Origin of the sequence: Tabrizicola sp. (assembly GCF_041913445.1) — a bacterium.
GTDB lineage: Bacteria > Pseudomonadota > Alphaproteobacteria > Rhodobacterales > Rhodobacteraceae > Tabrizicola.
This window is the reverse complement of sequence record NZ_JAYSFG010000001.1, coordinates 303,234-320,715: the sequence shown is the minus strand read 5'-3', so window position 1 is coordinate 320,715 and position 17,482 is coordinate 303,234. Positions and strand designations below refer to the sequence as shown.

The 17,482-nt window shown below is 67.3% G+C and carries 14 protein-coding genes; 12 read left to right on the top strand and 2 right to left on the bottom strand.

Features of this window, described 5'->3' with window-relative positions; genetic code table 11:
* Positions 1–93 precede the first annotated feature (93 nt).
* Entirely contained in the window at positions 94–1,455 is a 1,362-nt protein-coding gene (gene tpa, locus ACE3Q6_RS01645; protein ID WP_374427622.1) for a hypotaurine--pyruvate aminotransferase Tpa, read from the top strand.
* 311 nt (positions 1,456–1,766) lie between these two features.
* On the opposite strand, the gene ACE3Q6_RS01640 is transcribed toward tpa, so the two are convergent.
* Positions 1,767–2,786 carry a fatty acid desaturase gene (locus ACE3Q6_RS01640; protein ID WP_374427170.1) on the bottom strand — a complete coding sequence of 340 codons (1,020 nt, stop codon included), beginning with the start codon at positions 2,784–2,786 and terminating at the stop codon, positions 1,767–1,769.
* A gap of 216 nt (positions 2,787–3,002) precedes the next feature.
* On the opposite strand from ACE3Q6_RS01640, the gene ACE3Q6_RS01635 reads away from it, so the two are divergent.
* The 8 genes from ACE3Q6_RS01635 (at position 3,003) to ACE3Q6_RS01600 (ending at position 13,935) form a co-directional block, all read left to right on the top strand.
* Positions 3,003–4,463 carry a PLP-dependent aminotransferase family protein gene (locus ACE3Q6_RS01635; RefSeq protein WP_374427167.1) on the top strand — a complete coding sequence of 487 codons (1,461 nt, stop codon included), beginning with the start codon at positions 3,003–3,005 and terminating at the stop codon, positions 4,461–4,463.
* A gap of 63 nt (positions 4,464–4,526) precedes the next feature.
* Complete coding sequence (xsc, locus tag ACE3Q6_RS01630; protein ID WP_374427164.1) at positions 4,527–6,302, top strand: sulfoacetaldehyde acetyltransferase; 1,776 nt, start codon at positions 4,527–4,529, stop codon at positions 6,300–6,302.
* Positions 6,302–7,042, top strand: a complete 741-nt coding sequence (locus tag ACE3Q6_RS01625) for a TSUP family transporter (protein WP_374427161.1) — start codon at positions 6,302–6,304, stop codon at positions 7,040–7,042. The genes xsc and ACE3Q6_RS01625 overlap by 1 nt, the downstream gene beginning before the upstream one ends.
* On the top strand, positions 7,042–8,115 hold the full coding sequence (locus ACE3Q6_RS01620; RefSeq protein WP_374427158.1) for an acetate/propionate family kinase: 1,074 nt from the start codon (positions 7,042–7,044) through the stop codon (positions 8,113–8,115). Before ACE3Q6_RS01625 ends, ACE3Q6_RS01620 begins: the two co-directional genes overlap by 1 nt.
* A gap of 66 nt (positions 8,116–8,181) precedes the next feature.
* On the top strand, positions 8,182–10,971 hold the full coding sequence (locus ACE3Q6_RS01615; RefSeq protein ID WP_374427618.1) for a molybdopterin-dependent oxidoreductase: 2,790 nt from the start codon (positions 8,182–8,184) through the stop codon (positions 10,969–10,971).
* On the top strand, positions 10,968–11,696 hold the full coding sequence (locus tag ACE3Q6_RS01610; protein ID WP_374427155.1) for a 4Fe-4S dicluster domain-containing protein: 729 nt from the start codon (positions 10,968–10,970) through the stop codon (positions 11,694–11,696). The genes ACE3Q6_RS01615 and ACE3Q6_RS01610 overlap by 4 nt, the downstream gene beginning before the upstream one ends.
* Complete coding sequence (locus tag ACE3Q6_RS01605) at positions 11,697–12,569, top strand: dimethyl sulfoxide reductase anchor subunit family protein (RefSeq protein ID WP_374427152.1); 873 nt, start codon at positions 11,697–11,699, stop codon at positions 12,567–12,569.
* 13 nt (positions 12,570–12,582) lie between these two features.
* On the top strand, positions 12,583–13,935 hold the full coding sequence (locus tag ACE3Q6_RS01600) for a phosphomannomutase (protein ID WP_374427150.1): 1,353 nt from the start codon (positions 12,583–12,585) through the stop codon (positions 13,933–13,935).
* A 3-nt stretch (positions 13,936–13,938) separates the two neighbouring features.
* On the opposite strand, the gene ACE3Q6_RS01595 is transcribed toward ACE3Q6_RS01600, so the two are convergent.
* Positions 13,939–14,118, bottom strand: a complete 180-nt coding sequence (locus tag ACE3Q6_RS01595; protein WP_374427147.1) for a hypothetical protein — start codon at positions 14,116–14,118, stop codon at positions 13,939–13,941.
* A 149-nt stretch (positions 14,119–14,267) separates the two neighbouring features.
* Between ACE3Q6_RS01595 and ACE3Q6_RS01590 the strand changes: the two genes are divergently transcribed.
* From ACE3Q6_RS01590 to ACE3Q6_RS01580, 3 genes are all read left to right on the top strand, one after another.
* On the top strand, positions 14,268–15,227 hold the full coding sequence (locus tag ACE3Q6_RS01590) for a hypothetical protein (RefSeq protein ID WP_374427144.1): 960 nt from the start codon (positions 14,268–14,270) through the stop codon (positions 15,225–15,227).
* Between the two features lie 113 nt (positions 15,228–15,340).
* Positions 15,341–15,994: a protein-L-isoaspartate O-methyltransferase gene (locus ACE3Q6_RS01585; protein ID WP_374427142.1), complete on the top strand. Its 654-nt coding sequence runs from the start codon at positions 15,341–15,343 to the stop codon at positions 15,992–15,994.
* Positions 15,995–16,082: 88 nt separating this feature from the next.
* The gene (locus tag ACE3Q6_RS01580; protein WP_374427139.1) at positions 16,083–17,456 is read left to right on the top strand and encodes a TolC family outer membrane protein; all 1,374 of its coding nucleotides are present in this window, start codon (positions 16,083–16,085) and stop codon (positions 17,454–17,456) included.
* Positions 17,457–17,482: the final 26 nt, after the last annotated feature.

Below are 17,482 nucleotides of genomic sequence, written 5' to 3'. Positions count from 1 at the left end.
GCTGCGGCTCTGGTCCTAAAGCCTCGCCGTGCCTGGCCCTATACTGACCCGCAAACCATTCGAAAGGACGCCCCCGTGGAAGATTATGCAGGCATGAACGACATCGGCGCCGTGGTCGAGGCCGACCGCGCCCATGTCTGGCACCACCTCTCCCAGCACAAGCAGTACGAGACCGTCGATCCCCGCGTCATCGTGGAAGGCAAGGGGATGCGCGTCTGGGACGCCAAGGGCAAGGAACACATCGACGGCGTCTCGGGCGGGGTCTGGACCGTCAACGTGGGGTACGGCCGGGAATCCATCGCCAACGCGGTCCGCGACCAGCTGATCAAGATGAACTACTTCGCCGGGGCCGCAGGCTCGATCCCCGGGGCGCTCTTCTCGAAGAAGCTGATCGAGAAGATGCCGGGCCTTTCCCGCGTCTACTATTCGAACTCGGGGTCCGAGGCGAACGAGAAGGTCTACAAGATGGTCCGCCAGATCGCCCACCGGCATCACGGCGGCAAGAAGTGGAAGATCCTTTACCGCGACCGCGACTACCACGGCACGACCATCGCGGCCCTTGCCAGCGCCGGTCAGGACCAGCGCGCGATGCAATATGGCCCGTTCCCCGACGGCTTCGTCCGCGTGCCGCATTGCCTGGAATACCGCAAGCAGTGGGACGTGGAAAACTACGGCCAGCGCGCCGCTGACGCCATCGAGGAAGTGATCCTGAGGGAAGGTCCCGACACCGTCGGCTGCCTGATCCTGGAACCCGTCACCGCCGGCGGCGGCGTCATCGTCCCGCCCCAGGGCTACTGGGACCGCGTCCAGGAAATCTGCAAGAAATACAACATCCTCCTGGCCATCGACGAGGTCGTCTGCGGCGTCGGCCGCACCGGCACCTGGTTCGGCTACCAGCACTACGGCATCAAGCCCGACTTCGTGACCATGGCCAAGGGCGTCGCCTCCGGCTACGCCGCGATCTCCTGCACCGTGACCACGGAAGCCGTCTTCGAGATGTTCAAGGACAACCCGAATGACCCGATGAGCTACTTCCGCGACATCTCCACCTTCGGCGGCTGCACCTCCGGCCCCGCCGCGGCGTTGGAGAACATGCGGATCATCGAGGATGAGGGCCTCCTCGCCAACACCGTCGCGATGGGCGACTATTGCCTGTCGAACCTCGCCGCGCTGATGGACAAGCACAAGGTCATCGGCGACGTCCGCGGCAAGGGGTTGTTCCTCGGGGCCGAGCTGGTGGCGGACCGTGCGACCAAGGAGCCGGTGGACGAGAAGAAGGTCCAGGCCGTCGTCGCCGACTGCATGGCGCAGGGCGTCATCATTGGGGCGACGAACCGGTCGCTGCCGGGGTTGAACAACACGCTGTGCCTGTCGCCTGCGCTGATCGCGACGAAGGACGACATCGACGAGATCACCACGGCCATCGACGGCGCGCTGACCCGGGTGTTCGGGTAAGAAATTAGGCCCCTTGCGGCGGGAGAGGGTGTCCCGGGAGGGGCACCTTCTTCGCCGTCACTCGCCGCTACTGCTGACGGGCGCTGCCTTCTTTTGTGCCAGACGATTCGCCCCGCATGGTTAACGCCTTGTCGGTCATAGGTGCGTATGCATGGAATGCATGCGCGATGTATACGGAATGATGACGTCCGGAATAGGGTCTGCCGGGGGCATTAACCCTGCGTTCTCAAGCACTTGGCGGCCCGTTGCGCGAGCCATCATCTGGACTCATCGCTGGCCACAGGAAACGGGTCAGACCCTGACCGACGCCTTCAGGCCACCCCATACCGGCGGCGGGCTTCCTTGAAGCTCATGAGCTTCCCCTCCACCGTGTCCCACAGGTGCAGGTTCACCGACCGCAGGGACTCCCGCACCGTCAGGCGCTGCGCCTCGGCCAAGGCGCGGTGGTCGCGGATGACCTCGGGCAGGCGGTAGAAGGGGATGCGGGAGTACAGGTGATGCACATGGTGGATCCCGATGTTGCCGGAAAACCAGCGCAGGGGCTGGGGCAGGATATAGTGGGATGACCCCTCCAGCGCGGCGTCGTGGAGCTGCCAGTCCTCGCCCTTCGACCAATGCGTCTCTTCGAACTGGTGTTGGACGTAGAAGAGCCAGACCCCCAGCGTGGCCGCGACCAGCGAGGTGGGCAGGTAGATCAACAGCACCGGCCAGACCCCGCCAAACCACAGGATCAGGCCCAGGCCGATGGCGATCATCGCGTTGGTGCCCATGGCAGAGGTCCAGTAGCGCCAGCCGGATTTCATCAGCCCGAAGGGCAGGCGGTTCTGCAACAGGAACAGGTAGCCGGGGCCGAGGACGAACAGGACCAGGGGGTTGCGGTAAAGCCGGTAGAGAAGCCGGCCGAACCAGCCGCGCGTGCGGTATTCCTCGATCGTCAGGGTCAGGACATCGCCGATCCCCCGCGCGTCAAGGTCGCCGTGGTGGGCGTGGTGGATCGAATGGGTGCGGCGCCAGACGGCATAGGGCGTCAGGGTCAGCACGCCCAGGATGCGACCGGTCCAGTCCTGCGCGGTACGGTTGGCCAGGAACGCCCCGTGTCCGCAGTCGTGCTGGATGATGAAGATGCGGACCAGGAAGCCGCCGTTCAGCACTGCGATGGCCAGGGCCAGCCAGGGGCTGACCGACAGCGCCATCCAGGCCAAGGCCCAGAGTGCAAGGAACGGCACCAGCGTGACGCCGAGCTCCCACAGGCTGCGGCGGGTCGAGGGTTCGCGGTAGCGGGCGAGCGTGGACAGCCAGTCGCGGGCCGGACGGGGGATGGGGTCGGGCATCTTTGCCTTTGGAGGGCCGCACGGGGCGGCGGCTTCGGGTCAGCCTTGGCGGGACCCTTGTCGCGGGGTAACTCTTCAGGCTCTCCGGAGTTAGGCATTTCTGCAGCCGATGGCAATGCAACTGATGGTCCGGGGGCGAATTCTCCGGGCACTGTCGCTTGACTTCGCCACGGGCGGTGCGGCTTGATCTGGACTCATCCCCCGCCCGGATCCATCATGGCCACCATCCCCGTCGAAGCCTTCTACCTGACGCCCGGCGCCTCCGGCTCACTGCAACAGCAGATCCGCGCCATGGTGACGCAAGGCATCCTGACCGGCCGTTTCCGCCCCGCCGCCAGAATGCCGTCGTCGCGGGGCCTTGCGGAACACCTCGGCGTCAGCCGGATCACCGTGACGCTGGCCTATGCCGACCTCGTCTCCTCGGACTACCTCACCGCGCAAGGTAGGTCGGGCTATTTCGTCTCGGACACCGCCCCCCTGGCGCCGGAGTTTCCCCAGGCCGAACCCCGTGCGGACGCCATCGATTTCAAGGGCTTGACGCAAGGCCGCTTCACGCTCGTCCCCAAGGTCGAACGGCCCGAGGACTGGGACCGCTACCCCTATCCCTTCATCTACGGCCAGGCGGACCCGACGCTTTTCGACCACCAGAACTGGCGGCAATGCGCCCTCCGCGCGCTTGGCAAGCGCGACTTCGCGGCGCTGACCACCGACTACTACGAACGCGACGACCCCCTGCTGATCCAGGAGCTTCTGCGCACCATCCTCCCCCGCCGGGGCATCGCGGCGCGGGAAGATGAGGTGTTGCTCACCTTGGGCGCGCAGAACGCGCTCTGGATCGCCGCAAATGCTCTCTTGGGTCCGGGACGGAGAGCCGTGGTCGAAAACCCCGGCTATCCCGCCTGGCGCGCCATCGTCGCGGCCACCGGCGCCACCGCCGTCCCCGTGGACGTCGACGCCCAGGGCCTTCCCCCGCAAGGGCTTGACGCGGATGTGGTTTTCACCACCCCCTCGCACCAGTGCCCGACGAACGCCACCATGCCCGTCGACCGCCGCGTGGCCCTTTTGGAGGCCGCCGAGGCGAAGGGTTTCGTCATCATCGAGGACGACTACGAATTCGAGATGTCCTTCCTGAAACCCGTCGCCCCGGCGCTGAAGTCGCTCGACCGGGGCGGCCGCGTCATCTATGCCGGCAGCTTCTCGAAGTCCGTCTTCCCCGGCCTGCGCCTTGGCTACCTCGTCGGCCCTCCGGGCTTCATCGCCGAGGCGCGGGCGCTGCGGGGCCTGATGCTGAAACACCCGCCCGGCCATATCCAACGGACGATGGCGTACTTCCTGGGCCTCGGCCACTACGACGCCCTCGTCAACCGCATGAAGAACGCCTACCGCCGCCGTCGCCAGGTCATGGCCGAGGCCATCTCGGCCGAGGGGCTGAGCGTGGCAGGGCAGGGCGGCTTCGGCGGATCGAGCTTCTGGATGCGCGCGCCGGACGGTGTGGACACCGAACAGCTGGCGCTATCCCTGCGCAGCGAAGGCGTCCTCATCGAACCCGGCCGCGCCTTCTTTGCCGCCGAAGGCCCCCGCAATTTCTACCGCCTCGCATACTCCTCCATCGCCCCGCAGAAGATCGCCGAGGGCGTTCAGCGGATCGCCAAGGCTCTGGCCATAGCGGGCCGGTGAAACTGGCCCTAAGGTTGGACTCATCGCAGCGCTAGTGTGCCGCGCAAATCAAGGAGACACCCGATGAAGATGACCACCGAAGAAGCCTTCGTGAAAGTCCTGCAGATGCATGGCATCGAGCACGCCTTCGGAATCATCGGGTCCGCCTTCATGCCGATCTCGGACCTCTTCCCCAAGGCCGGGATCACCTTCTGGGACTGCGCCCATGAAGGCTCTGGGGGCATGATGGCCGACGGGTTCACCCGCGCGAGCGGAAAGATGTCGATGATGATCGCCCAGAACGGGCCGGGGATCACCAACTTCGTCACCGCGGTGAAAACGGCCTACTGGAACCACACGCCGCTCTTGCTGGTGACCCCGCAGGCCGCCAACAAGACCATCGGCATGGGCGGCTTCCAGGAAGTGGAGCAGATGGCGCTCTTCAAGGACATGGTCTGCTACCAGGAGGAGGTCCGCGACCCCTCCCGCGTGGCCGAGGTGCTGAACCGTGTGATCCTGCAGGCGAAACGCCAGTCGGCCCCGGCGCAGATCAACATGCCGCGGGACTACTTTACCCATGTCATCGATATCGCCCTGCCTGCCGTCGTGGAGTTCGAACGGCCCTCGGGCGGCGAGGAGGCCATCGCGCAGGCGGCGCAGCTGCTGTCGTCGGCCAAGTTCCCGGTGATCCTGAACGGCGCGGGCGTGGTGATCGGGGGGGCGATCCCGGCCTCGATGGCCTTGGCGGAGCGTCTGACCGCGCCGGTCTGCGTCGGCTACCAGCACAACGACGCCTTCCCCGGCTCGCATCCGCTGTTTGCGGGGCCCTTGGGCTACAACGGGTCCAAGGCCGGGATGGAGTTGATCGCGCAGGCCGACGTGGTGCTGGCCCTGGGGACGCGGCTCAACCCGTTCTCGACGCTGCCGGGCTACGGGATCGACTACTGGCCGAAGGGGGCCAAGGTGATCCAGGTCGACATCAACCCGAACCGGATCGGGCTGACGAAACCGGTGACGGTGGGGATCGTCGGCGATGCGAAGAAGGTGGCCGAGGGGATCCTGGCGCGGCTGTCCAAGACCGCAGGTGATGCGGGGCGTGAGGAGCGCAAGGCGCTGATCGCGCAGAAGAAATCCGCCTGGGCGCAAGAGCTGTCGTCCATGGACCACGAACAGGACGACCCTGGCACCAGCTGGAACGAACGGGCGCGCAACGCGAAACCCGACTGGATGTCGCCGCGCATGGCCTGGCGCGCGATCCAGGCGGCGCTGCCGAAAGAGGCGATCATCTCCTCCGACATCGGCAACAACTGCGCCATCGGCAATGCCTATCCGTCGTTTGAGGCTGGCCGCAAATACCTCGCGCCGGGCCTCTTCGGCCCCTGCGGCTATGGCCTCCCGTCGATCATCGGCGCCAAGATCGGCTGTCCGGACACCCCCGTCGTGGGCTTTGCGGGGGACGGAGCCTTCGGCATCGCGGTGACGGAACTGACGGCCATCGGCCGCAAGGAATGGCCGGCTATCACCATGGTCGTCTTCCGCAACTACCAGTGGGGGGCCGAGAAGCGGAACTCCACGCTCTGGTATGACGACAACTTCGTCGGCACGGAACTGGATACGGACGTCAGCTACGCCGGAATCGCCAAGGCCTGCGGGCTGCAGGGCGTTCAGGCGCGGACGATGGAGGAGCTGACGGCGGCGCTCAACAAGGCGATCGACGACCAGATGAACCACGGCAAGACCACGCTGATCGAGGCGCTGATCAACCAGGAACTGGGCGAGCCCTTCCGCCGCGACGCGATGAAGAAGCCGGTCGAGGTCGCGGGGATCTCGAAGGCCGACATGCGGCCGCAGGTCGTCTGATGCCCTTCGATCTTGGCCCCGGCGCGCTGGTCTGGCTCGCCGTGGCCTGCCTGGTTGCTGGCTTTGTCCGGGGTTATTCGGGCTTCGGCTTTTCGGCCCTGCTGATCGCGGCCTCCAGCCTAGTGACCAATCCGCTGAACTTCGTCGCGGTTGTCGTCATTCTGGAAACGGTGATGTCCCTGCAGGCCGCCAAGGGGGCCGGGCCGGACGTGGACTGGCGCAGGGTCGGCTGGCTTCTGGGCGGGGCGGCGCTTGGTCTTCCCTTGGGTCTCTGGATCCTGACCGGGGTCAGCGAGGACACGGCGCGGGCGGTGATCTCGGCCTATGTGCTGGTGATGTGCGTGGTCCTGCTGGCCGGCTGGCGGCTGGCCGCGGAAGTTCGCGGCGCATCGAACGGGGTGGCGGGGGTGATCTCGGGCCTGGCCAATGCGCCCGGCATGGGCGGTCTGCCGGTGGCCGCCTTCTTCGCGGCGCAGCCGATGCCTGCAGCGGTCTTCCGGGCGACACTGATCGCCTATTTCCCGCTCCTCGACCTCTATTCCGCGCCGCTCTACTGGCTGGCGGGCCTGGTCACCTGGGATACGCTCTGGGCCTCGCTCATCGCACTCCCCGTGACCCTTCTGGGCAACTGGCTGGGCGGCCGGCACTTCTTCGGGACTGACCCCCAGGACTTCCGCCGCTTTGCGATCATCCTCCTGGCGGGGTTGGCCGCATTGGGCCTGGGCAAGGCGCTCATCTGATGTGGCTGATCGTCAACGCCGGGTCTTCGTCGCTGAAGCTCAAGGTCTTTGACGGGGACCGCGAGGTGGCCAAGGCCTTCGTGGGCGAGATCGGGCCGGATGGGCACAAGGCGGCGATGGCAGAGGGGCTGGCGCAGGCGGGCGTCTCGGTGGACCGGCTGTCCGCCGCCGCGCATCGGGTGGTGCATGGCGGGTCGGGGCTGACGGCGACCTGCCGGGTGACGCCTTCGGTGCTTCGACAGATCCAGGACTGCGTGCCCCTGGCACCGCTGCACAATCCGGCGAACCTGGTGGGCATCCAGGCGGTTGCTGCCCTTGCGCCCGACCTGCCGCAATATGCGGCCTTCGACACGGCCTTCCATGCGACGAACCCCGAGGTGGCAACGACCTACGCCCTGCCGCAGGCCGAACGCGACCGGGGCCTTCGCCGCTATGGCTTCCACGGGATCAGCTATGCGGCGCTGGTGCGGGTCCTTTCGGCGCGTGGCCCGCTGCCGAAGCGGCTTCTCGCCTGCCATCTCGGCAACGGCTGCTCGCTGGCGGCGATCCTGGACGGGCGGTCGGTGGCGACGACCATGGGCTATTCGCCGCTCGACGGGTTGACGATGGGCACCCGCACCGGAGGGATCGACGGCAACGCGGTCCTGCGGCTGGCAGAGCTGCATGGGGTTGAACGCGCAGGCCGCATCCTGAACCGGGAGAGCGGATTGCTCGCCCTTGGCGGTGCAAGCGACGTCCGCGCGCTGCACGCGGCAGGGACCCCGGAGGCGCGGTTTGCCCTGGACCATTTCGCCTATTGGGCAATCCGTCACGCCGGGTCGATGGTCGCCGCGATGGGGGGCCTCGACGCCGTGGTCTTCACCGGCGGCATTGGCGAGAACGATCCCTGGATGCGGAAGGAAATCCTGTCTGGTCTGGGTTACTTGGGAGTTTCTTCCGACGAGGTCCGCAACACCCGGAACGAAACCACCCTTCACGATGCGACATCGCGTGTCGTTATCCTTCTTGTGCCAGCCGACGAGGAGCGCCAGATTGCCCTTGAAGCGCAGGCCGTGCGGGCCGGGGAGGGCTGAGTGAACCAGCCGAGGGTGGAAACGCAGCGCGAGGTCGGCGACGAGGTCCGCCAGACCACCTGCTACATGTGCGCCTGCCGCTGCGGGATCAACGTGCATCTGAAGTCCGGCAAGGTTGCCTACATCGAGGGCAACCGGGACCATCCGATCAACAAGGGCGTCCTCTGCGCCAAGGGCGCGTCCGGGATCATGCAGGTCACCGCACCGTCCCGTTTGCGTGCGCCTCTACGACGAATAGGACCCCGAGGATCGGGGGCCTTCGAGGAGATTTCCTGGGAAGAGGCCCTGTCGACCGCCGTCGCCTGGATGAAGCCCCTGCGCGAGACAGCGCCGGAAAAGCTCGCCTTCTTCACCGGCCGCGACCAGAGCCAAAGCCTCACTGGCTGGTGGGCGCAGAACTTCGGGACGCCGAACTATGCGGCGCACGGCGGCTTCTGCTCGGTGAACATGGCGGCGGGGGGCATCTACACCATTGGTGGCGCCTTCTGGGAGTTCGGCCAGCCGGATTGGGAGCGGACAAAGCTCTTCGTCATGTTCGGGGTGGCCGAGGACCACGACTCGAACCCGATCAAGATCGGCCTTGGCAAGCTGAAGGCCCGCGGCGCTCGGGTTATTTCCGTGAACCCGGTCAGGACGGGCTATTCTGCGGTGGCCGATGACTGGATCGGGATCACGCCGGGGACGGACGGCCTTCTGATCCTGTCGCTGATCCATTGCCTCTTGGAAGCGGGGAAGATCGACCTCGACTACCTTTCCCAATGGACCAACGCGCCGCTTCTGGTGACGGAAGCGGACGGGCCGGAAAAGGGCCTCTTCGTGAGGAACGCCGAAAGCCAGCCCTTCGTCATTGACCGTCGCACCGGCCAACCCGCACCCTGGGACGGCAAGGACGTGCAGCCCGACCTCGGCGCGGAATGGCAGGGCAACCGCACCGTCTTCCGCCATATGGTCGAGGAATACCTGAAGCCCGACTATGCGCCCGAGGCCGTCGCCGACCGCTGCGGCGTGACTGCGATCCGCATCCGCCAACTCGCCGCGGAACTCGCCGACGTGGCCTTCAACCAGGCCATCACCCTCGACCGCCCCTGGACCGACTTCCGGGGCAACGCGCACAAGGACATGCCCGGCCGCCCGGTCAGCTTCCACGCCATGCGAGGGATCTCGGCCCATTCCAACGGCTTCCAGACCGCCCGCGCGCTGCATCTCCTGCAGATCCTGCTCGGGAGCCTGGAAACGCCCGGCGGCTACCGCCTGAAACCGCCATACCCCAAACCCATCGAGGCGCATCCGACGCCCCACTTCGTCACCACCCCCGGCAAGCCCCTGACCGGCCCGCACCTGGGCTATGTTCGCTCGCCCGACGACCTCTGCCTTCTGCCCGACGGCCAACCCGCCCGGATCGACAAGGGCTTCTCCTGGGAAAACCCGTTCTCGGCTCATGGCCTCATGCACATGGTCATCCCCAACGCCCATGCCGGGGACCCGTACAGGATCGACACGCTGTTCCTTTACATGGCGAACATGTCCTGGAACTCCTCCATGAACTCCGCCCGAGTGATGGAGATGCTGACGGAGGAGCGCGACGGGGAATATGTGATCCCGAGGATCATCTACTCCGACGCCTATGCGTCAGAGATGGTGGCCTATGCCGACCTGATCCTGCCCGACACGACCTACCTCGAACGCTACGACTGCATCAGCCTGCTCGACCGCCCGATCAGCGAACCCGATGCGGCGGGGGATGCGATCCGCTGGCCGGTGATCGAACCCGACCGTGAGGTGCGCTGCTTCCAGTCGGTGCTGCTGGAGCTAGGCGCAAGGCTAGGCCTGCCGGGGATGGTGAATGAGGACGGGACGGCAAAGTTCAAGGACTACGCCGACTACATCGCCAACCACCAGCGCCGGCCGGGCGTCGGGCCGCTGATGGGCTTCCGGGGGAATGGCGAGGCGGAAGGGCGCGGTGCGCCGAACCCGGATCAGCTCAACCGCTACATCGAGAACGGCGCCTTCTACCAGGCGCATGTCCCCGAGGAGGCCGCTTTCTACAAACCCTGGAACGCGGCCTACCAGGATTGGGCGGTTCGCCTGGGCCTCTATGAGACCCCGCAGCCCTACCTCTTCAACATCTGGTCCGAACCCATGCGCCGCTTCCAACTGGCGGCCGAGGGCTTCGGTCCCCGCCAGCCGCCCGACCACCTGCGCGCGCGCCTCAAACAGGCGATGCACCCGCTGCCGATCTGGTACGCCCCCTTCGGAGACGAGGACGCGGCCTTCGGTTACCCGGTCCATGCCCTGACCCAGCGACCGATGGACATGTACCACTCCTGGGGCAGCCAGAACGCCTGGCTCCGGCAGATCAAGGGGCATAACTACCTGTATCTGCCCACGAAAATCTGGGAAGCGCAGGGGTTTGCCGAGGGCGACTGGGCGCGGGTGTCCTCGCGGGCGGGGACCATCGTGGTGCCCGTCGCGCATATGGCCGCGCTGAACGAGAACACCGTCTGGACCTGGAACGCCATCGGCAAGCGCAAGGGGGCCTGGGCGCTGGACGCCGATGCGCCGGAGGCGACGACGGGGTTCCTGCTCAACCACCTGATCTCGGAACTCTTGCCCGACCGCGAGGGGGTGCGGCTGTCGAACTCCGATCCCGTAACCGGCCAGGCCGCCTGGTTCGACCAGCGGGTTCGGGTGGAGCGGGTCGCCGCCGAAGACCACCCGCGCGGGACTGTAGAGCCGATGTTCGAACGCCTCCCCGACCCGCCGCGCGCCGGTGGCGGCCGGGGCCAAAATTCTTCGAAGAATTTTGCCAAAAGTTTTCGAAAACTTTTGGTCCCCGGCGGGGAGGCGGAGCGATGACGGCCCTCCCGCGCGCCACGGAAAAGAAGCTCGGCCTGGTGATCGACCTTGATACCTGCGTCGGCTGCCAGGCCTGCGTGACCGCCTGCAAGGGCTGGAACGACTCCGGCATCGGCCTCTCGGACCAGGACCCCTACGGCGCCGATCCCTCGGGAACCTTCCTGAACCGTGTCCACTCCTACCAGGTCGCCATCCCCGACGCCCCTGCCCAGGTCGTGACATTCCCGCGCTCTTGCCTCCATTGCGACAACGCGCCTTGCGTCACCGTCTGCCCGACCGGGGCCAGCTACAAGCGGGCCGAGGACGGGATCGTGCTGGTTAATGAGGACGCCTGCATCGGCTGCGGCCTTTGCGCCTGGGCCTGCCCCTATGGCGCGCGGGAGATGGATGCAGCCCAAGGCGTGATGAAGAAATGCACGCTTTGCGTCGACCGGATCTACAACGAGACGCTGCCGGAAGAGGACCGCGAGCCTGCCTGCGTCCGCACCTGCCCGACGAATGCGCGCCACTTCGGTGACCTGGCGGACCCCCAAAGCGCCGTGTCCCAGCTCGTGGCGGCCCGCGGCGGCTACGACCTGATGCCCGACATGGGGACGAAGCCCACCAACAAGTACCTGCCGCCGCGCAAGAAGGGGCCGGGCGAGGCAAGCCCGCTGGCACCTTTGCTGGACATCAAGGCCACCGGGATCGCCGGGTGGCTGGACCGGATGCTGGGGAAGATCTGAATGCATCCGGCACCATCGGTCATCCTGTTTTCCACCCTCTCGGGCCTTGGCTTCGGCTTCCTCGCCTTCCTCGGCTGGGGGGCCGTCGCGACCTCTGGCTGGTCGGCCTTCTTCCTTTGGGGCCTCGGCTACGGACTTGCCGTGGCGGGCCTCCTCGCCTCGACCTTCCACCTTGGCAATCCGCGTAACGCCTTGAAAGCCTTTACCCAATGGCGCACCAGCTGGCTTTCCCGCGAGGCCTGGGCCTCCGTCGCCACGCTTCTGATCCTTGCCCCGGTGGCGCTGTCGGACATCTTCAGCCTCGGCCTCGCCCGCGCGGTCGGCCAGGTCGGCGGCACGCTCGCGATCCTCACCGTCTTCACCACCGCGATGATCTACACCCAGATCAAGGCCGTCCCGCGCTGGCACCATTGGCTCACTCCGGTGATGTTCCTGAGCTTCGCCCTGGCCGGAGGCGCCATGCTTTCCGGCCGCGCCTGGGCGCCGATTCTGCTTCTGATCGTCGGCGGAGTGCTCTACGCCGTCTGGCTGGTTGGCGACCAGGCCTTCGCGAAGGCTGGACAGACGCTCGGAACCGCGACGGGCCTTGACCGCATGGGACTGCCCTCGGTCCTCGATCCCGCCCATACCGCGGGAAACTACCTCAAGCGCGAAATGATCTTCGTCGTCGGGCGCAAGCACGCGGCCAAGCTGCGCAGGATCGCGCTGGCGCTGGCCTCGGTCGTCCCGGCGCTGATCCTCCTCCTTCCGCTGGGCGTCTGGTCCATCGCACTCGCCGCCGTCCTGCACTTTTCCGGCGCCTTGGCCGCGCGATGGCTCTTCTTCGCCGAGGCCGAGCATGTCGTGGGGCTTTACTACGGCGCGCGGGGATGATCCTTATCGCGCCATGAGTGCGTTCAAGACCTATGACATCCGCGGCCGTCTCGGGACGGACCTGACCGAAGCCATCGCCCACCGGATCGCCCGGGCCTTTGCCACCGTCACCGGGGCCGAGGCCGTGGTGCTGGCGCGGGACTGCCGGGAAAGCTCGCCTGCCTTGGCCGACGCCGTGGCCGCCGGGCTGATGGCGCAGGGCGTGCGGGTGCTGGACCTTGGGCTGGCGGGGACCGAGGAGATGTACTTCGCCACCGCGCATTTGGGGGCAGGGGGCGGGATCTGCGTCACCGCCTCGCACAATCCGCGCGAATACAACGGGATGAAGCTGGTGGGTCGCGGCGCGGTGCCGCTGCCTGACGCGGACTTCGCCCGGATCCGTGCCCTGACCGAAGGCCATGACGACTTTGCCACCGCCCCCGGCGGCGCGCGAGAGGACCGGTCGGGCGTGCGGGCCGACTACGTGGCGCATGTGGCGGGACTGGTGGGGCAGGGGATCGGTCCGCTTCGGCTGGTGGTCAACGCCGGGAACGGGGCCGCGGGACCAACGCTTGACGCGCTGGCCGAGGGGCTGGCAAAGCGCGGGGCCCGGCTGGACCTGGTCCGGATGCACCACGACCCGGATGGCAGCTTTCCGAACGGCATCCCGAACCCGCTTCTGCCCGAAAACCGCCCTGTGACGGCCGAGGCGGCCAAAGCGGCGGGTGCCGATTTCGGCGTGGCCTTTGACGGCGATTTCGACCGCTGCTTCCTGTTCGATGCTGCGGGCGGCTTCGTCGACGGCGAGCATGTGGTGGCCCTTCTCGCCGCCGCCCACCTTGCGCAAGAGGCCGGCGCCACGATCATCCACGACCCGCGCGTGATCTGGGCAGTGCAGGATGCGGTCCAGAAGGGCGGGGGACGGTCGGTGCTGGCCCCCACGGGCCATGTCTTCCTCAAGGCGGCGATGCGCCGCGAAAACGCCGTCTATGGCGGCGAGATGAGCGCGCACCACTATTTTCGCGGCTTCATGTCCTGCGACTCCGGCATGATCCCCTGGCTGATGGTGGCGCGCCTCGTCAGCCAGTCGGGCCGCAGCCTGACCGAGATGGTCGGGCTCCTGCGCCGCGACTTCCCGTCCTCGGGCGAGATCAACTTCCGCGTCGCGGACCTTCCCGCCGTCGTCGCCCGCGTCAAGGCCGCGCTGGAGCCAGAGGCGCGGTCAACGGACCGCACCGATGGCCTGAGCCTCGACTTCGGGGATTGGCGGATGAACCTGCGCGCTTCGAACACCGAACCGCTTCTGCGGCTGAACGTCGAGGCGCGGGGGGACGCGGGCCTGGTCGCGAGTGGCGTGGCCCGCGTCAGGGCCCTGATCGAGGCCTGACCCTCAGGCCGAGACGGTGGAAGAGGCGGTCTTGCGCACCATCGGCCAGCCGCGGCGGAACACCGGGATCGGCGGCAGGTCTTCGGCCAGCGCCTGCAGACGGCTTTCGCGCTGCTGCAGGCGGGCAATCTCGGCCCGGATATCGGCAAGCTCGTCGGCGAGCGTGAGGCGGGAAGCAGCCATTTGGTCCTCCTTTGTTCTACGAGGACAGCATCGACTCGATTCCTGAAGACTTTGCTAAGTGCCAGAACGAACGCGGATTGTTTCTGCCATGACGGCTTGTGTCGAGCGCCGTCCGGGCGCAGTCTTGTCCGGCTTGCAGGGTGGTGGTCATGTGGGAGTTCAGTGTTTTTCGCGGCCTGGGTCTGCTGATCCGGACCTGGCCTTTCGTTCTGGTTCGCGCTGCGGCCCATCTGGCGATGGCGGCTGCGCTGTTTGCAGGGGCCGTTGCGGGCGCGCTGGCGGGACGGACGCTGGCCGGTCTTGCCGGGGCAACGCAGGATGGCACGCTTTGGGGCGGGGCGGCTGGCCTCGTCCTGGCCGTTGCGCTGATCGCCCTTCTGCGTGGGCGGCTCCTCTACCGGGTCACGGTTCCCCAGCTGGCGGTCATGGTCGAGACCCTGGACGGTCGGCCGCCGTCGATGGGCACGGGCCAGCTGACCGCCGCGCGAAGCTTCGTGGCCGACCGCTTCAGCGATCAGCGCGGGCTTCTTGCCCTGCACAGGCTGGTCCGCGGTGTTGTCCGCACGTCGACCGGTATGGTGGACGGCCTTCTGGTGGACATCCTGCCCTTGTCGGCGCTGGACCGACTGGTGCGGGCAACGGGCGCGGGGCTCGGGCTTTCGCGCGGGCTGATCGAAGCGGTGGTTCTCGGCCATGCCATGCGCGTCCGGTTCGAGAACGCCTGGGAGGCGGCGCATGACGGGCTGGTCTTCTACACCCAGAACGCGCGGCCCATGATGACCAATGCGCTCTGGCTGTCGCTGACCGGCTGGGCCCTTGCCTGCCTTGTCGCCCTGGCGGTCCTGTCGCCGGTCACGGGGCTTCTTGCGGTCTTTCCTGCGCTTCCCTGGTGCGGGCCGCTTGCCGCCCTGCTGATCGGCTGGGTGGTCAAGGCCGCGCTTTACGATCCCTTCGCGCTGGCCTGCATGATGCAGCTGCATCTTCGCCTGACCGAAGATCAGGAGCCTCAGCCGGAATGGCGGGGCCGGTTGACGCAGGTGTCCGACAAGTTCCGCCAGCTGGGCGAGCGGGCACTCGGCTGGCGCGCGGGGCCAGCACAGGACGCCTGACCCGCGCTATCCGGCACGGCCAAATGCATGAAATCCAACCAAAGGCTGGTTGCGGCACCCTTGCTTCTGTGGCAAGACTGGCCTCAGACGCCAACCAGACCGATGAGTTCAGAATGAGCGAATTCGCCACCCGCCGCGTGATGATGGTGGATACGCAGGTCCGCCCCTCGGACGTGACCAAGTTTCCGATCATCGATGCCATGCTGTCGGTCCCGCGCGAAACCTACGTGCCCGACGACAAGCGCGAGGCGGCCTATGTCGGCGAGAACCTGACCCTGGCCCCGGGTCGCGTCGTGCTTGAGGCGCGGACTTTGGCCAAGCTTCTGGATGCGCTGGACATCCAGCCGCAGGAACTGGTGCTGGATGTGGGCTGCGGCCTTGGCTATTCCGCTGCCGTGATCGCCCGCCTCGCCGAAACCGTGGTCGCCCTGGAAGAGGACGAGACGCTTGCCGCTGACGCGCAGCGGCTCCTGTCGGAAGAGGGTGTCGACAACGCCGTCACCGTCGCAGGGCCGCTGGCGGAGGGGTCGGCGAAATGCGCGCCCTATGACGTGATCACCATCGAGGGCGGGGTCGAGGACGTGCCGGCGGCGCTTCTGGCGCAGCTCAAGGACGGCGGTCGGATCGGCGCGATCTTCATGGAAAACTCGGTCGGGACGGCGCGCATCGGCTACAAGGCCGCCGGCCAGATCACCTGGCGCCCGGTCTTCAATGCCGCAGCCCCCGTGCTGCCGGGCTTTGCCAAGCCGCGGGGCTTTGCCCTTTAGGCCGCTTGCGGCCCTGTCCGACCGGGCGGTCGGCCCTGCGGACCACGATAGATCGCCCGCCAAGCGGGCCCGTTTGAGGCAGGACAAGATGCGTGGATGGCTTCTGTCGTTGGTGGTGGTTCTGGTCGGGTTTGGGTCGCCGCAGGGTTCCCGGGCAGAGACGCTGGCAGACGCCCTGATCGCCGCCTACAAGAACTCGAACCTCCTTGACCAGAACCGCGCCGTGCTGCGCGCGGCCGACGAGGACGTGGCCGAGGCCGTGTCAGCCCTGCGCCCGGTCGTGGCCTATACGCTCCAGGGCGCCTGGCAGCGGGCCGATGTCCTGATCGGTGGCGTTCCGGCGGTGGCCGAGGGGCTGTCGGCCTCGCTCACGCTCAGCGCCGAGCTGACCATCTGGGACGCGGGACGCCGCCAGATCGGGATCGAGATCGCCCGCGAAAGTGTGCTGGCCACCCGCCAGGCGCTGATCGACGTCGAACAGAGCGTGCTTTTGCTGGCCGTGCAGGCCTATGTCGACGTCCGCCTTGCGCAAGAGGTCGTGGCGCTGCGGCAGTCGAACCTGCGGCTCATCACCCAGGAACTTCGCGCCGCGCAGGACCGTTTCGACGTGGGCGAGATCACCCGCACCGACGTTTCCATCGCCGAGGCGCGGCTTGCGGCCTCGCGTGCGGCACTTGCCGCGGCCGAGGGCCAGCTGATGATCGCGCGCGAGGCCTACAAGGCCTCGACCGGGGCCTATCCGGGCAACCTTGCACCCCTGCCGAAGGCGCCGGCCCTGCCGCGCACGATGGAGGAAGCGCAGGCGGTGGCGCGGGGCACCCATCCCTCGATCCGGCAGGCGCAGCACCAGGTGACGGTGGCCGACCTGCAGGTCGACCTGGCCGTGGCAAGCCGCGCGCCGACCATCGGCCTTGGCGCGACGCTGCGCACCGATGACGAGGACCTGCAGTCGCAGTCCCTTGGCATCACCATGAACCAGACGCTTTACGCGGGTGGCCGTCTCTCCTCGCTGCAGCGTCGGGCGCTGGCGGGCAAGGACGCGGCACGCGCCGGGCTCCAGCAGACTGCGGTGGGCGTCGTGCAGAACGTGGGCGTCGCCTGGGCGAACCTTGCGGTGGCTGCGGCCTCGATCGAAGCCTCCGACCTGCAGATCCGCGCTGCACAGGCGGCTTTCGACGGTGTGCGTGAGGAAGCGGCGGCCGGCACCCGCACGACGCTCGACGTGCTGGACGCCGAGCAAGAGCTTCTGGACGCCCGCAACGCCCGCCTTGAGGCCGAGGCGCAGCGCTATGTCGCCGTCTACCAGGTCCTTGCGACAATGGGCCTTCTGACGGTCGACCACCTGCAGCTTGGGATCCCGACCTACGATCCCGAAGCCTATTACGGCGCGGTCGAGAAGGCCCCGTCGCATTCGGCGCAGGGCAAGAAGCTGGATCGGATCCTGGAAAAGATCGGCGACTGACCCGACGGCCGGCTGGCAATCCGTGA

Coding starts and splice junctions, on each gene's coding strand:
- tpa (WP_374427622.1), top strand. CDS start 94: ATGAACGACATCGGCGCCGTGGTCGAGGCCGACCGCGCCCATGTCTGG.
- ACE3Q6_RS01640 (WP_374427170.1), bottom strand. CDS start 2,786: ATGCCCGACCCCATCCCCCGTCCGGCCCGCGACTGGCTGTCCACGCTC.
- ACE3Q6_RS01635 (WP_374427167.1), top strand. CDS start 3,003: ATGGCCACCATCCCCGTCGAAGCCTTCTACCTGACGCCCGGCGCCTCC.
- xsc (WP_374427164.1), top strand. CDS start 4,527: ATGAAGATGACCACCGAAGAAGCCTTCGTGAAAGTCCTGCAGATGCAT.
- ACE3Q6_RS01625 (WP_374427161.1), top strand. CDS start 6,302: ATGCCCTTCGATCTTGGCCCCGGCGCGCTGGTCTGGCTCGCCGTGGCC.
- ACE3Q6_RS01620 (WP_374427158.1), top strand. CDS start 7,042: ATGTGGCTGATCGTCAACGCCGGGTCTTCGTCGCTGAAGCTCAAGGTC.
- ACE3Q6_RS01615 (WP_374427618.1), top strand. CDS start 8,182: ATGTGCGCCTGCCGCTGCGGGATCAACGTGCATCTGAAGTCCGGCAAG.
- ACE3Q6_RS01610 (WP_374427155.1), top strand. CDS start 10,968: ATGACGGCCCTCCCGCGCGCCACGGAAAAGAAGCTCGGCCTGGTGATC.
- ACE3Q6_RS01605 (WP_374427152.1), top strand. CDS start 11,697: ATGCATCCGGCACCATCGGTCATCCTGTTTTCCACCCTCTCGGGCCTT.
- ACE3Q6_RS01600 (WP_374427150.1), top strand. CDS start 12,583: ATGAGTGCGTTCAAGACCTATGACATCCGCGGCCGTCTCGGGACGGAC.
- ACE3Q6_RS01595 (WP_374427147.1), bottom strand. CDS start 14,118: ATGGCTGCTTCCCGCCTCACGCTCGCCGACGAGCTTGCCGATATCCGG.
- ACE3Q6_RS01590 (WP_374427144.1), top strand. CDS start 14,268: ATGTGGGAGTTCAGTGTTTTTCGCGGCCTGGGTCTGCTGATCCGGACC.
- ACE3Q6_RS01585 (WP_374427142.1), top strand. CDS start 15,341: ATGAGCGAATTCGCCACCCGCCGCGTGATGATGGTGGATACGCAGGTC.
- ACE3Q6_RS01580 (WP_374427139.1), top strand. CDS start 16,083: ATGCGTGGATGGCTTCTGTCGTTGGTGGTGGTTCTGGTCGGGTTTGGG.